Below are 15,492 nucleotides of genomic sequence, written 5' to 3' on the forward strand. Positions count from 1 at the left end.
CCGTGCGGCGAAACACGCCGTCACCGACCCCGAGGGGCCCCTCACCCCCGCGCCGCACCGAAGACGAACCGCACCAGCGCGCCGTCCTTCTTCGGAACCGCCACGTCGTACGTCCCGTCGGCCGTGGCCAGTTCATAGCGCTCGAACTTCGGCGCCATGGGCATTTTCTCGCCCGTAGGCTCAAGCCGGAAGGGCGGCCTCAGGGCCACGCTCCGCCCTCCCCGACGATCGGTCCAGACCGGCGCGTCCCCCACGGCAAGACGCAGGTATCCCTGCCGAAGCCGCACGATCTCCTTGCCCCTGCCGATCGAGGCGACGGCCGCCCCGCCGATGCTCTTGGTGAACCCCACAACCTGAAACGGCTGCCCGTTCCTGAAGTCCTCGATGTCCTGCGCGGACGTACGCCGCCGAATCCAGACCCAGCGCAGCAACACATCCACCACAGTCACCGTCCCCACGGAACGCCGAACTGCCTTCACTCCGTCCCCCATCAGTTCCCTCCTGCATACGCCGGCCACCGCACCACAACCGTCCGGGCGGCGCGATCGGACTTGCTCTGGTGATACGCCCCCCGGTCCTTCACCATGTACGCCAGCAGGATCGCGCCGACCAGCAGGTTCAGCACGGGAATCGCGAGGAAGGCACCCCGGTCGAACTCCCGGATGAACGTGTCCTTCCACGACGGCGGAAGAGTCCCGTCCGACCACAGCCGGGCAACCCGCAGCCCGAATATCCGCTTGCCGACGGTCGTGCCCCACCAGTGCACCAGGGGCAGGTAATAGAGCAGCCCACCGGCCACGAACCCCACCGGCAGGAGAACCACGAGCGCGACGCCGTCGGTCGAGGCGGCCTCCACGAAGAAGCCGAGGCACGCGAACACGGTCGCGATCACCGTGTCCACCACGCGTGCCGCGATCCTGCGCCCGTCCGGGGCCAGCACGAGCACCGGATTCCCGGTCGCGCCCGCCACTGCACCCACATCAACGACGTACTCGACCAACGCCCCCTCAGGCCGTACGCCCCGCACCGGATCCATGCCATCCAGATGCTCTCGGTACCAATCCCGCCCCATCGCCCTGGCGACCATGGAGGGGACACCCTCCACGCCCTCGCGATTCACCACTGCCTCAACGCTCACTCTTCCATCCTATTTCTCAGAGTTCATCACCCGGCCAAGCTTCCATGTATTCGACGATCTCGGTAAGTTGCATCACGAAATCCACCTCAGAAATCCTTCCTTCGTCGAAACGAATCCACAGGTCGGGGATCTGCTCTACGGCCGATCCAAAACCTTCGATCAACTCCGCAAGGCGCATGGGGTCCGGGACGCTCTTCCCGACCCTCAGCATCCAAGCCTGAGCAGCCGCATACGCTGCGATACCCCTACCCGCCAGCAAGATAGCGTCCCATCCCAGACGGCCGTCAGAGACCATGTGAACGAAGGGCGCAAAATAGGGAGAACTTTCCTTATTCACTTCGCAAACCTCGATAAAATAATCTGCGCCAGCCGGCTCGGCCGCCGCTGCGTACCAGAGATAAGAACGGGGCGACGGCGCGCCACTGAGCGTCTCATCAGTCATCTCTAAAAGCGGACTGTAGACCGCGCCTTGCCCAAGCAGCAATTCGCACGCCAGTATCCGGGAGGTCTGTTACGCCTCCTTTCTGCAGGACATCACATACGTGGGTCAGGCAGCTGTTGGTCAAGAAATCATACCTCCCTTGCCCAGTTCCGATTTTCTGCGCCTGGAAGGCTCGCGCCGCCCCAGAATTCGGCAGCCTGAACGAGAACGTGCTCGTCCCGGCCAGTCCCTGATAGTCACGGATAGCAGTCTGAGTATGGCCAGCATTGGGCATCAGTTCAGAGTGCGTGATGTTTCCCCCACCGTCCATTACCTCAACAGTGAAGTGGACGTTGTTTCCATCGCCGACGTGAGCATGAACGAGCGCCGTTCCCTCATCCCCGCCGCAATTGTGCACCAGGACCGGTGTCGAGCCGGCCAGCACATAGTACGTATGGTTAACCGAAACAGTCAGATCATGAGTGAGATGCTCCTCGTGCCAGACCTCGACCGAGGAGATCGCGACGGCAAGCCCCGCGGCGGCATGCAGTCGCATCCCAGCTTTGAGGTGGCCGGCGTCGACCCACGCACTCTTGGAATCCACCCAGAACGGATGGGTCACCGTCGCCACGATCTTTGACGACTTGCCGCCGTCGCGGATCGTGATGGTGGCGAAGTCCTTGTCGTCCTTGGTGGTGATCAGTTTTTCGACGGTGCGGGGCTGGCTCTTGCCGGTCTCGGGGTCGGTTGCCCTGACCTTGTCCCCAGCCTTTATGTCCTTGATCTTCTTCTCGTGGCCGTCGGCCATGAGGACCTTGGTCGCGGGCAGGAAGCTGTGGTTGCACTTGGCTGCGCCGCTCCGGGGCGCAGCCGCCTCCGCGCGCTGACCGCCCCTGGCCGCGCCCGCGGCTGCAGTCCCCTCCGCCGCGGTGTCCGCCGCCTTGGCCCCGGACCGGGTCGCCGCCTTGGCCGCGGAGGCTGTTTCGGTTCCCTTCGCGACGGCTGCCGCTCCCGCTCCGGCGATGCCCGCCGCCCCCGCGATGACGGCACCGCCTTCGGCCGCCACCCCCACGGACGCGCCCACCAGAGCTCCGCTGAGGCTGCCCGCTTCCGCACCGGCGGTGAAGCCCTCGGCGCCCGCCGCCAGTACGGCTCCGCAGCCGCCCGCTGTCGCGGCGACGCACGCCACGACGCCCACGACGACGGCCGTGGCCACAACAGCAGCGATCACCGGGTGCTGCTGAACGAGGTGGTAGGCCTTGTGGGCCAGGCCGGACACGTGGCAGGAGAAGGACCAGCCGCAACTGTGATGCGAGCCGCCACCACCACTGTGGTGGGAGCCGCCGCCCCCGCTGTGATGGGTCCCGCCGTCGTTGACCGAGCCGGTGTCGACCAGCGTGGACTTCTGATCGCTCTGTGCGCAACTGGAGCCGGCGCACCCTTGGTCGGCGGGCATCTGCAGACCGGAGGGGTCGCTGCCGCGGACAGGGTTGTCGGCCGCGTACGTGTATCCGTCGATCTGCTGAGCGTCCGTCAGTTCGAGGATCGGGTCGTCCGAGACGAACCGGCCGATCGTCGGGTCGTACTCCCGTGCTCCCAGGTGGGTCAGGCCGCTGGTGGTGTCCTGGATGCCGGCGACGAAGCCCTTGTCGCCGAGCCATGCGGCCGAGGTCGGCTGGGTGCCGCGTGTGTTGCCGAACGGGTCGAGGCGGCGGCGGGTGATCGCCTGCGTGGTGGCGTCGACCGCTGTCTCGGCGGTGTCGTGGGCGTCCGTGACCTGCCACTGCAGGCTGCCCGAGCTGCTGCGGACGGCTATCGTCTGCCCCGCCCAGGCGTAGTACCGCGTGCCCGTGGTCGTCGTCGTGCCCTTGACGAGGTGGACCTCGGTGTCGCCCAGGTAGAGCGTCGTTCCCGAGGCGTCCCGGGAGAGCAGTCGGTTGCCGCCCGCGTCGTACAGGTAGGAGGCCGAGGTGCCGTCCGCGTTGGTGACCTTGGCGAGATGGCCCTCGTCGTCCCAGTCGAGGGTCTGGGTCTTGCCGTTGAGCGTGCGTGTGCGGGTGTTGCCGGACGCGTCGTAGGTGTACGAGTTCGCGGTCGTCGTGCCCGCGGTGACCGTGGTCGAGGAGGTCAGGGTGTGGGCCTGGCCGGTGCCCGGCGTCGGGTAGACGAAGGACGTCGTGCTGTCGTTGCCACCCGTCGTCGTCGCGTGGTCGACCTGCGTCTTGCGGTTGCCGAGGTCGTCGTAGGCGAAGCTCTGCCAGTACGGGGCCGGGCCGCCGAGGACGGCCGTGGACGGGTCGGCGGAGCAGCCGTCGGTGGCGGTCCAGGCCTCGGAGAGGCGGTCGTGGCCGTCGTAGCGGTAGCACTGGACGTCGTCCGTGGCGTCGGCGTGCGTGGCGACCTTGGTGGGGTTGCCGTAGTCGTCGTAGGTGTAGGCGGTGTCCTGGACGGGGGCCGTCTGGGCGTCGTCCGTGACGAGTTCGCGCTTGAGGCGGTGGGTACCGTCCTCATAGGTGTTGGTGATCTGGAGCCACTTGGCGGTGTCTGACGCGGACACCCCCAGCGTCACCTGCCCGATGTCGCTGAGCTTGGTGTAGCTCGTGTCCTGGACGTATCCCGTGGCGCCCTTGAGCGTCGTGGGCATGCTCAGGTCGTTGTAGCCGTAGGTCAGGGACTCGGAGGGCAGTCCGCCGGCCGCCGGGTCGGAGGTCACCTGGACGGTGCCGTCGAGGTTGTAGCCGATCGTCGACGTGTACGAGCCCGCCAGGGCTTCCTCGCCGGTGACCGAGGGGATCGTGACCCGTGTCAGGGTCGGCCGGTACAGGGAGTCGTAGGCGCCGACCTGGCTGATGTACGCCTGGCCCGTACTGCCGCCGACGTAGCGGATCGCCGACGTCGGCTGGCCCTTGGCGATCGAGTCGTACGTCCATCTGGCGAGCTCGTGGGCGGCGTCCTTGGTGGTGCCGTCGTACATGTCGGTCTGACGGCCCAGGACGTCGTAGGAGTAGCTGAGGGTCTTCACCTCGGCGGTGCCCACCGCGGTCGTCGTGGCGGCGACCTGGTCCAGCTCGTTGTACGCGGTGGTCGTCGTGCCGGCGTCCGGGTCTGTCGCGCTGGTCCTGCGGCCCATCAGGTCGTAGCCGTAGGACCAGGTGTTGCCGTCGTCGTCGACGACCGACTTCAGGCGGCTCTTCGCGTCGTACGCGTACTTGATCGACGTGTACGAGCCGGAGGGGCTGCCGCTGTCGTACTGCCGGGTCTCGGTCGTACGGCCGAGGGTGTCTGTCAGGGTTGTGGTGGCGATCCCGCCGTGCGGCGGGGTGACCGTCGTCCGGTCACCGCCGTACGACGTGGTCGTGGTCCACCGCTTGGCGCCGTCGGCGTAGAAGTCGGCCGCCGTGGGACGGCCTGCTCCGTCGTAGGTGGTGAGGGTCTGGGCGGGGACGGCGGAGGTGATGGTGGCGAGGGTGCCGGACGGGTTGGACGTGTCCGTGTAGTCGGCGTCGGCCTCCACTGCCAGGCCTCGGCTGTCGTACTTCGTTTCCGCGATGACGCGGCCGCCGCCCGGTGCGGGGGTCTGCGTCTGGCGGGGGCGCAGCAGGGCGTCGTACAGGGCGTATGTGGTGTCGTAGGTCGTGCCGTCGTTGTTGAGCTTGCCCGTGGAGACCACCGAGGCGGCCGTGTTGGAGACGGCGTAGCTGTAGACGAGGCTCGCGGGCTGGCTCGCGGACTTGGACCTGTTGGCCAGCCACAGTCCGGTGACGCGGCCGAGGCCGTCGTACGCGTAGTCCGTCCGCTTGCTGTTCGGGTCGATGACGGAGGTGGCGATCCCGCGGGCGGGGTCGAAGTTCGTCGTCGTCGCGTAGCTCTTGGCGTCCGTCGTGACCGTGGCGGTCAGCGGGCCGCCGGTGGCGGGGGTGTACTTGGTGGTGCTGACGGTCGCCGCGTTGGTGTCCTTGACCGAGTCGACCCGGCCCTGGCTGTCGTAGTGGCTGGTGGAGACCGTCTGGTAGACGGGGCTGCCGCCGCTGTAGGAGGACAGCCGCTGGGTGGACGTCTCGTCACCGAGCGTCGGCGCGGTGCCGTACGCCTGGCTGTCGTAGAGGGTCCGGACGTCGGAGACGACGTCGTCCGGGCGGGCGGTGGTGGAGTCACAGGCGACGTCGACCGTCTCGACGCGGACCGGGAAAGCCCTCAGCCAGGCGGAGGTGTTGTCGGCGAGGGTGGTGCGGGTGCACTGCTCGTCGCCCGTGACGGCGGCGTCGCCCGAGTCGTCGACCGTGAGCGCCGCGCCGGTCGTGTCGTCGTAGGTCGTGGTGACGGTGGTGTCCCGCGTGCCGCCGGAGGACAGGTCGGTGCGGTCGTGGACGGTCTGCGCGCGAGTGTAGGCGGAGGCGCGGGTGCCGTCCGTGCCGGTCTGGCGGATCCACGGGTCGGTGATCGTGCCCGACACCTCGGCACTGCCGTTGTAGGCGATCGACTCGCGGACGGTGCCGGCGAGCGGATCGGCGTCCGTCACTGCCGTGCCCGTGGAGTCGGTGACCTTGGCGGTGCGCGTGGTGCCGTCGGACTGCTTGTCGCCGTCCATGCCGCGGAAGTACGTCGAGACGGTCTTCGTGCGGGTGGACTGCGCGTCACCCGACGTCGACGTGACGCTGCCGTAGCCGCGCCAGACCGACCAGGTCTTGCGCTTGGCGGGAGAGGTGACGTTGTCGGTGTCGTAGTGCCAGGCCGGGGAGCCGTTGTAGGTGTAGTCGGTCTCCTTCAGCGGGGCGTTGCCGGTCGGGTCCGACTCGGTGACCTGGGTGATGACGTACTTGTGGAACCAGTCCAGTTGGGGATCGGCCGTGAACGGCGGCTGCCAGTACGTGGGGAAGCAGCGCAGGGTGTCCGAGTCCGGGCTGCTCGGCATGGTCGTTCCCGCGACGCACTGCGGGTCGGAGTAGTTGACCGTGAGGACCGAGCCGGTCTCCGAAGTGATGCTGCGGACACGCCACTTGACGAGGGCTGCGATGTCGTCGTGCGTGGTGTCGACCCGGTTGAAGAGCTGGATGCCGTCGAAGGTGACCGGCGGCATGGCCGTGGTCGCGCCGTCCTTGCCGGTGCGGGTGATGGACTTGAGCCACAGTCCGGCGGAGGTGCCGTCCCCGGGGTCGGGGAAGGAGTGCGCGAGCGCCCAGGAGTCGACGTCCCGGTAGGCCGGGGTCGCCAGGCTCGCGTCCCAGATGCTCGTGGTGACGCCGGTGAGGCGCTTGCGGGAGAAGAACGTCGGCCCGGTCGCCTTGCAGACCTTGCCGGAGGCGCAGATCTGGTCGAACGGCACGTCCGGCCAGTGCGCGGCCGTGGTCGAGGTGAGCGAGGAGCAGTCCTCGCCGCTGGTCACCAGGCAGCGTTCGGCGGTCGTGAAGGTGACCTTCTCGGGCGCGGTGCCGAAGACGGTGGCGGACGTGATGCCGTAGTCGATGCGGCTGAGGTAGCCGCCGCGGTCGTACGCCGTGCCGTTGTCGGTCGTGGTGCCGCTCTTGGCGTAGTAGTTGGTCTCCTTGGTGTACCAGTACGACATCGCGTTGCCGTGCGGGTCGACGACGTAGTCCAGGTTCCAGCGCCAGGCCTGGGTGAGGGCGCGGCCGGAGAAGGCGGTGCCCTGGTCGTAGCCGGGTTCGCCGGAGTCGTCGCCGAAGACCGGTGCGGTGTAGGTGGAGTTGGTGACGGCGGCGCCGGTGGTCCAGCCGGGGAGGCGGTTCTTGCCGAAGACGTACTGGGTGCCGTCCTCGGTGGTGACGGTCCAGTACTCGCCGTCGTTGTCGCCGTTCGTGGCGCCGGTGGAGCGGACGACGCGCTCGCCGTCGTCGGTCTTGGGGTGCCAGTCGCCGCTGGTCCTGTCCTTGATGAGCGGGCTGGACTTGCCGCCGAGGACGAGGGTGGCGTTGTCGTTCGCCCAGCACTCGTCGTTCTTGTCCTTCTGCCCGTCGTCGTCGCAGGAGTCGTAGGAACGCTCGATGTAGGACGTCGAGAGGTCGAAGCCCTCGCCGACCCAGGACGGCTGGTTGTTGGTGGAGGGCAGCCGGCCGTCGACGCTCTGCGAGTCGTAGGTGATGGCCAGGTTGGGTGCCGGGCCGCCGTTGGACGGAGGCACGTACAGCGGGTACGACCAGGTGAAGTCACCGCTGGAGCCGCCCGCGTTCCAAGCGGCGGACGGGTTGAGCGAGGTCGCCTGGTAGGAACCGGCGCCCGAGGTGGCAGCAGCGGCGGTCGCGGCGAAGGCCGTGACGGCGGAGGAGTTCACGGGGGCGGTCGTGGTCAGGGTGTGGTGCGCGACGTCGTTCGTCGTGGCGACCGGTGTCGTGGTCCGGCACTTCTTCACGGCCGGGGTGGTGAGCGCGCAGGCCGGGAGACGCACCAGGGTGAGCCGGGAGGCGTAGTCACCGCCGTAGGCGTTCGCGAAACCGGAGTAGTCGAGGGTCAGCCGGGTACTGGCCGCGCCCTTGCGGCCGTCGGCACGGGCCACGGACAACACCGTGCCGTTGATCCCGAGCGCCGTCGCGGTCTGGTGCGCGGCGACCTTGACCGCCACCTTGGCCGGGGCCGCGCCGGTGGCCGGGGCGCTCACCTTGACCGGCAGCTTTCCGACCGAAGTGGCCTTGGCGGGAGTGATCCTGCCCGCCACGGGGAGCGTGGCGGCGGACGCGACGGGCCAGACGACCGGCTTCGCCACCGCCGCCGCCGTACGGGCGGCAGCGGCATTGGCCTGGTTCTTCTTCGCGAACCTCGTGGCCGTGAACGGCACAGCGGTGCCGTTCCTGACGTCGGGCACGTCGGCCGTGTTGTGCCCGTGCCGCTCGGTCGCCCACACGGCCGGGGCCGCGCCCAGTCCCGTGGCCACCAGGGCACTCGCTGTGACGGCGACGACCCACAGCCGTGTCCGCCGTAGCCCACCCATGACTGCACTCCCGATCGTGTGACGTGTGAAAAGTCCGCTGCTGGTCTGTCGCGTACGCCGTTTCGGCGGGCGGTGTTACAGAGGGATGGGCACTTCGTTGACGTACATCTGGTCGATCGCGGTGTCGGACATGACGCCCGTCCACACCCGTACGTCGTCCACGAGGCCTTGCGCGTAGTCGCTGTACGCGCCTGTGCTGGTGCGCCCGCGGCCGATGTTGAAGGTGCCGGTGGCCTGCCAGGGCTGGGTGAAGACGATGCCGTCGCCGGTGTCGTCGCCCGTGCCGGTGTCGCCCTGGGCACCCTGCCGGACCCCGTTGACGTAGAGGAAGAGCTGGTGGTGGGCGCCGTCGTAGACGCCGGTCACGAGGGTCCAGTGACCGGGATCGACCAGTTGGGCGGAGGCGATGTCGGCGGGCACGGTCACGACGGAGCCCCCGGTGGTGTCGGCGGTGGTGCGGCCGAACACCCACATACCCTGCGTGGAGCCTGCGGCCTGGTCGTACCACAGGCCCCAGGAGTCGCGGACACCGCCGGACTGGGTGGCGATCCTCATGTGGTGGGCCACGGACGTGTCGGACAGCGCCGACGCGTCGAGGTCGGCCCAGGCCGCGACCGTGAAGTCGCCCTGCGAGTCGACGATGGGGCCGGTCACGGTGGCATTGGCCGTCGACGTCCCTGCCAGGGAGAGGACGTTGCCTTTGCCTCCGTCGGCGTCGGTGGCCCAGGTGCCGCCGGCGGCGACGGTGGCCAGGTGGCCGTATCCGGAGGAGTCGGCGGCGGTGGTGCCGGACGTCTCCTCTATGCCCCACTCGGCGGCCGGCGCCGGCCGGGCCTGGCCGGTGCTCGCGTCGGTCATGGCCTGGAGATCGGCGATCTCCTCCTCGGACAGGATGCGGTTCCAGACGGTGACCTCGTCGATCTGGCCGGCGAAGTAGTCGGAGAAGCCGCCGCCGTGCTGACCGCGGGCGAACTGCAGGCCGCCGGTGCCCTGCCAGGGGGTGGTGTAGGAGACGGGGACGCCTTGCGGGACGCCGTTGACGAAGAGCTGGATGGTCTGTTCCTGCGCGTCGTACACACCCATCAGGTGCGTCCACACACCGACCACCGGCAGGGCGGTCGAGGTCGAACGGACGATCGTCGGCGCCACGACATCGGATGCGTACCGGTTGAAGACCCAGGCGTTGGCGGCGGCCGAGTAGGACAGGGCGAAGGCGGATCCGTTCGCACCCGCCTGGGCCAGGGCCACGGAATCGTGGGAGTTGCCGGTCAGTCGGACCCACGTGGAGGCGGTGAAGCTCTTGGTCGTGTCCAGTACCGGAGAGGCCGTGGCCGCGTACGACGAAGTGCCGTCGCCCTGCACCGACTTGCCGAGCCTGGCGTGGTCGGACCAGGTGGCCGACCCGAACAGGGCCGCGTTCCTGCCGCCGACCGCGTCGGCCGCCGTGGTGCCGGCACCCTCGTCCATGGACCACTGGGAGAGCGGGCCGGCGCCGGGCGCGACCTTGAAGGTGTAGGTGTAACTGGCCGAGACGTTCCCCGCCGAGTCCCAGGTCTGGACGGTGAGGGTGTTCACGCCGCGCACATCGGGGACCAGGGACAGGGCATAGGAGGTCGTCGCGGTGGTGAAGGTCTTGGTCCGCACCGGGTTGTCGTTCAACTGGTAGGTGTACTTGACCACGTCCGAGGCCCCGTTGGCCTTGAGAGTGAAGGCTGCGGCCGCCCCGACGCCGCCGTAGGCCGTGCAGTCGTCCGGAGTCTCCGGGCTCGCGCACTCCTGGTACGTCGTGGAGTCGACGTCCGGCTGAACGGGAGCCGAGCTGTCGATCCGGAACCAGCAGGCCGGGCTCCAGGCCGAGTACATGAAGCCGGTCGTGCCGTTGAAGGTGTACTTGTACTGGCTGCGGGCGCGGAACCAGTACGTCTGCCCGTTGGTCAGTGCCGGAGTCGTCCACGTCCCGGCTGTACCGGAAGCCGTGTATGCCGACGGGTTTCCCGAGGCGATCAGGGGATCCCCGACCTTCGCGTCGTACCGGTACAGCTCGAAGTTCGGGCGCAGTGTCGACTGCGAACCGTCCGCCGACTTCGGGGCAGCCGTCACCGTGGGCGTCGTGTCCCGGATCACGGCGGCGGTGCCGAGGCCCGCGGCGCACGCCAGGCTAGGGCTGGACGTCTTCACTCCGGTCGGAGCGCTCGGCTTGGAGACGAAGGTCACCGACAGGGTGGGCTTGGTGTCCGACGGCGAGGCGAACTGCTTCCAGGCGAACGCGTCGTCCTCGTTGCCGGGGGCCCGCAGACCGAGCGTCGTCGTCGAGGAGGACTGGCCCGCGGTGTAGGTGACGGCGCTGGTCGCGTCGAAGGAAACGTTTCCGCCAGGGCAGGAGGACGAGTAGCCCTTGGCGGCAGTGACCGAGTCCACCTGCGCGGCCCAGGACGGCTGCGCCGACCACTTCGTCGACGCCGAGATCGCCCCCGTGCGCCACAACTGCACGGCCTTGGCGGTGCAGTTCGCCGACCACACCTCCAACGCGGTGAAAGTCGCCGAGAGGATCTTCTTACCGCCCAGGGTGTGCGTGTCGAACTGGTAGAGGGAGCGGGCCTTCTTGTTGTCGACCCATGCGTCGTAGCCGACGCCGAGCGAGTGCGACGTCTTCCAGAAGGACGTTGAAGGCGAACTCGACCACACCGTCGTCCAGCCCGACAGCGAGGCGCTGGTCGTCTGCGGGTCCAGCACCACGGGGTAGGTGGTGTCAGGGTCGTCGAGGAACGAACGGTCAGGCTTCAGGGTCAGCGCGTCGTCAGAAACCGTCACATCCATGACCTGCGACTTCGACCCCGGGGCCGGACCGTCCAACGCGCCGTCCCCGGAAGCCTCAGCCTGGCCGGATGCAGCGGCCCCCACGACGTACGAAGCCTTCAAGGCGGTAGCCGAGCCCGTTGCCTGTGGGGCCGTGGCGATCGCCGACGAGTCGTACATCAGCGCGGTACCCGTGGTGAACACCGGGCGCCCCTGATCGTCCACGAACGCGGCTCCACCGGCCTGCGTGTCATGCGCGGAGACACCGTCAGCAGAGACGGGGAACGCGATGCTCGAGAGTTTCTCGTTCTGAGCCGCGTCGCGGGACTTGACCACCAGGTTCTCGCTGAAGCCGTCCGGCGTGGCCTGCACCACCAGGTCCGTCCCGGGCATGACATCCGAATACGTCGCGGTGGAACCCGACAGCTTCGGCACCGGCAGCGTCCACGGCGAACCCACGCTGTACGTCTTACCGTCCTGCGTGATGGCGGCAAGGGGGTCGCGTGAGCCGCCCCCGGAGAAGGCGACGTCCACCGCGGCGGCTTTCGGCACGACGTCCCCGGACGAGGTGGTCGCCAGGTCCGTGTCGACGGGAACCCACCCGGACGCCTTCTTCACGCGCACCGGAGTCGGATCGAAGTCGACCGTGAAGGTGCCGTCCGGCTGCGCCGTGACGAGTTGCGTGGGGGTCGTCTCCGCACTTACCTCGACGGGCGAGCCGGACTCCGCGGCTTTCCGCGAGGCCGCCGCTTCGGGTGACAGGTCAGCGGCGTCGGCAGTCGCCGATGAGGCTTCCGACGGCGTCACAGCGACCGCTCGGGCTACTGGGGCACCCAGCATGGGTACGAGCAACCCCGATGCCACCAGCCAGGATCTACGTCCTGGCGCACGCCTGCCCCACCTCATGGCCCTCACCCCGTGTTTACAGACTCCTTACAGTCGGGTGATCAAAGCCCGAGGGGTGCCACGTGTCAATCAGCTACGAGCGCCACTAATTCGACCAAATACACACACAGTTCGCACCGGGTAGGCAAAAGAAACGAACAGGATGCCTCATCGAGGGGCCACCAAAAGGCAAAAGAGAGTCAAAGGAGAAGCCCGAAACACCCAGTACGCCAGAAAGTTCGGCAAGGAGTGGGAAAAATCTGCGCCTACTCTCGACCAAGCGGTAGGCGACGCCGGGTGGCTACGCGAAGACGACTGTTCGGCGGCCGTTGAGGAGGATTCGGCGTTCTGCGTGCCATTTGACTGCTCGGGCCAGGGCCTGGCATTCGACGTCGCGGCCGATGGCGACCAGTTGGTCCGGGGTGACGCCGTGGCCGACGCGTTCGACTTCCTGCTCGATGATCGGGCCCTCGTCGAGGTCGGCCGTCACGTAGTGCGCCGTGGCACCGATCAGCTTCACACCGCGGGCGTGGGCCTGGTGGTACGGCTTGGCGCCCTTGAAGCTCGGGAGGAAGGAGTGGTGGATGTTGATGATCCGGCCGCTGAGCTGCTTGCACAGGTCGTCCGACAGCACCTGCATGTAGCGGGCCAGGACGACCAGTTCGACGTCCTGTTCGCGGACCAGTTCCAGGAGCTGCGCCTCGGCCTGCGCCTTGTTGTCCCGCGTCACCGGGATGTGGTGGAAGGGGGTGTTGTACGAGCCCACCAGCTCGGCGAAGTCGGTGTGGTTGGACACCACGGCCGCGATCTCCACCGGCAGCGCGCCGATGCTGGCGCGGAAGAGCAGGTCGTTCAGGCAGTGCCCGAACTTGCTGACCATGAGGACGATGCGCATCTTCTCGTCGGCGCGGTTGATGTGCCAGTCCATGTGGAAGGAGTCGCCGATCGCCGCGAAGCTCGCGCGCAGCTTGTCCACGGTCACCGGCGGCTCGGCCGAGAAGTGGACGCGCAGGAAGAACAGACCCGTGTCGCGGTCGCCGAACTGCTGACTGTCCTCGATGTTGCAGCCGGTCATGAAGAGGTAGCTCGACACGGCGTGCACGATGCCCTGCTTGTCGGGGCAGGAGAGGGTGAGGACGTACTGGTCGGCGAGGCTCGCCGTCGCTCGGGTGGACTGCTCAGTCATGCGGGACAGGGTCTCATGTCCGTGCAGGGCGAACAGAACGGCGTCCGATACGCGGACCCGGTCATGCCGACCCGGTCACGCCGACCCGGTCACGCCGACCCGGTCACGGCCCGGACATGCTGACCTCGTCATGCCGACCCCGTCATGCCGTTCTCGTCATGCCGTTCTCGTCATGATGCGCAGTACCTCCAGGGTGCGGGGCGGTGCGTCGGGGTCGTCGCCGTCGCTCGCCGCCATCCGCACGTGCGCGTCCCGCGCCGCCCGTACCGCCTCCGGCCAGGCCTGGTGCTCGACGTACGCGGAGACCGGGGCGTCCGGCCCGACCTGGTGCATGATCCGCAGGACGCGCAGTACGGCGGTGTCGACGAGGGCCGCCTCCTGCGAGTCGCGGAAGATCGTGCCGACGTACTTCTCGGCGGACCAGTTGTCGAGCCAGGTGTCCTCGACGAGGCGGTACACGGCGTCGGTGACGTCTCCGTACCCCTCGACGCCGGCCAGCCAGACGTTCTGCTGGAACGCCTGGTCGGAGAGCATGTGCAGCGCGGAGCGCACATTGCTGCGCCAGCGCCACCACGGCATGTCGTTGTGTGGCATGCCGCCCATGGTGGGGGAGCGACGGCCGCGACGGGAAGTGTTCTCCGAACCTTGCACGGTCGCCGATCGTACTTTTCCCCATCACAGGGGCCTCACGCGCCCCTGTAATTCACCTTGCCGTCACTACTCGTCGACCGTAGGTCACCCCGAGGTTGGTGATGTGACGGAATCGTGCATGTCCATGACCGGCAGGCGACGCACGTTCCCGCGAAGCACCTTCCTCCCCAGGTCCTTCCGCTTCACCAGGGCCGTCAGAGCGGCCGCGCTCTCGGCCGCCTGCGCGTCGCTCGCCGTCGGCTGCGGGGTCCTCCCCGGTACCTCGGGGGGTTCCGGGGACGACCCCATCGTCGTCATGACGTGGGCGCCCGAGGGGACGTCCGCGACCAACAAGCCGGGCATGCCCGCCTTCGCCAGCACCTACGCCCGCTGGGTCAACGCCCACGGCGGTCTGAACGGCCGCCAGCTCAAGGTCCTGACCTGCAACGATCACAACGACACGGTGTCCGCAGCGAAGTGCGCCCGGCGCGCCGTCAAGGAGAACGCGGTCGCCGTCGTCGGCTCCTACAGCCAGCACTCCGACGCCTTCTTCCCGTACCTGGAGGGCGACGGCATCGCCTACATCGGCGGTTACGGCGTCACGAACGCGGAGTTCACCAGCCCGTTGTCCTACCCCGTCAACGGCGGCCAGCCCTCGCTGCTGGCCGGCCTCGGCAAGGAGCTGGCCTCGACCTGCGGCCCCGTCACCCTCGTCCGCCCCGACACCCTCGCCGGCGACGCGCTGCCCACGATGCTCAACGCCGGGCTGAAGGCCGGCGGGCACCACGCCGCCGAGGACCAGCGCGCGCCGGAGGACTCCACCGAGTACGCGACGCAGTCCGAAGCCGCCCTGGAGAACTCGACCGGCAGTAAATCCGGAACAGGCGCGGGGAGCCGGGACGGCAAGGGGTGCGTGGTGCCCGCGCTCGGGGACCGCACCAGCACCTTCATGGACTCCTTCCGGCGCGCCCGCACCGACTACCCCGCCGTGAACACCGCCACCGTCCTCGGCAGCGTCGACCAGACGGTCGTCGACGCGGCGGGCGGCGGCTCCGGGCCGTACGAGGGGTCGTACGTCACCGGCTGGTACCCCGTGGCGAGCGACCCCGCGTGGGCCCCGATGAAGAAGGTCATCAGCGAGCAGGCGTTCTCCGACACCCGGATCGACGCCGGCGACACCGGGGTGCAGACCACCTGGATCGCCTACAACGCGTTCCGGCAGGCCGTGGAGTCGCTGGCCGGCGGCGAGGTGACCTCGCGCTCCGTGCGCGGCGCCCTGGACAAGGGGCTGAAGATCGACACCGGCGGGCTCACACCGCCGCTCCGCTGGCAGTTCACCGACCGGCTCGCGTCCATCGGCTTCCCCCGCCTGGTCAACGCCGACGTCACCCTCCAGGCCGTGCAGAAGGGCCGGCTGGTCGCCGCCAAGCAGGGCTTCGTCGACGTGACGAAGACCCTGGAGCAGGCGGACGTGAACTGACCTGCGGGCGGTCGCG

8 protein-coding genes are annotated in these 15,492 nt (G+C 68.5%); 1 reads left to right on the forward strand and 7 read right to left on the reverse strand.

The window, feature by feature from the left end; translation table 11 throughout:
• Window positions 1-41: 41 nt before the first annotated feature.
• From BMZ82_RS13535 to BMZ82_RS13565, 7 genes are all read right to left on the reverse strand, one after another.
• A complete protein-coding gene (locus BMZ82_RS13535) occupies window positions 42-449 on the reverse strand; it encodes a hypothetical protein (RefSeq protein ID WP_256251896.1) in 408 nt (135 codons plus the stop codon).
• A gap of 41 nt (window positions 450-490) precedes the next feature.
• On the reverse strand, window positions 491-1,087 hold the full coding sequence (locus tag BMZ82_RS13540) for an RDD family protein (RefSeq protein ID WP_143098852.1): 597 nt from the start codon (window positions 1,085-1,087) through the stop codon (window positions 491-493).
• Window positions 1,088-1,154: 67 nt separating this feature from the next.
• A complete protein-coding gene (locus tag BMZ82_RS13545) occupies window positions 1,155-1,580 on the reverse strand; it encodes a hypothetical protein (RefSeq protein ID WP_143098853.1) in 426 nt (141 codons plus the stop codon).
• Window positions 1,573-8,499: a polymorphic toxin-type HINT domain-containing protein gene (locus BMZ82_RS13550; protein WP_093775252.1), complete on the reverse strand. Its 6,927-nt coding sequence runs from the start codon at window positions 8,497-8,499 to the stop codon at window positions 1,573-1,575. Before BMZ82_RS13550 ends, BMZ82_RS13545 begins: the two co-directional genes overlap by 8 nt.
• A 75-nt stretch (window positions 8,500-8,574) precedes the next feature.
• Window positions 8,575-12,102: a LamG-like jellyroll fold domain-containing protein gene (locus BMZ82_RS13555; protein ID WP_107487661.1), complete on the reverse strand. Its 3,528-nt coding sequence runs from the start codon at window positions 12,100-12,102 to the stop codon at window positions 8,575-8,577.
• A 379-nt stretch (window positions 12,103-12,481) separates the two neighbouring features.
• Window positions 12,482-13,366: a formyltetrahydrofolate deformylase gene (gene purU, locus BMZ82_RS13560; RefSeq protein WP_093775256.1), complete on the reverse strand. Its 885-nt coding sequence runs from the start codon at window positions 13,364-13,366 to the stop codon at window positions 12,482-12,484.
• A gap of 156 nt (window positions 13,367-13,522) precedes the next feature.
• On the reverse strand, window positions 13,523-13,969 hold the full coding sequence (locus BMZ82_RS13565; protein WP_093775258.1) for an SCO4402 family protein: 447 nt from the start codon (window positions 13,967-13,969) through the stop codon (window positions 13,523-13,525).
• Between the two features lie 172 nt (window positions 13,970-14,141).
• On the opposite strand from BMZ82_RS13565, the gene BMZ82_RS13570 reads away from it, so the two are divergent.
• A complete protein-coding gene (locus BMZ82_RS13570) occupies window positions 14,142-15,476 on the forward strand; it encodes an ABC transporter substrate-binding protein (RefSeq protein WP_093775458.1) in 1,335 nt (444 codons plus the stop codon).
• Window positions 15,477-15,492 lie beyond the last annotated feature (16 nt).

It is taken from the genome of Streptomyces sp. yr375, assembly GCF_900110755.1.
Classification (GTDB): domain Bacteria; phylum Actinomycetota; class Actinomycetes; order Streptomycetales; family Streptomycetaceae; genus Streptomyces.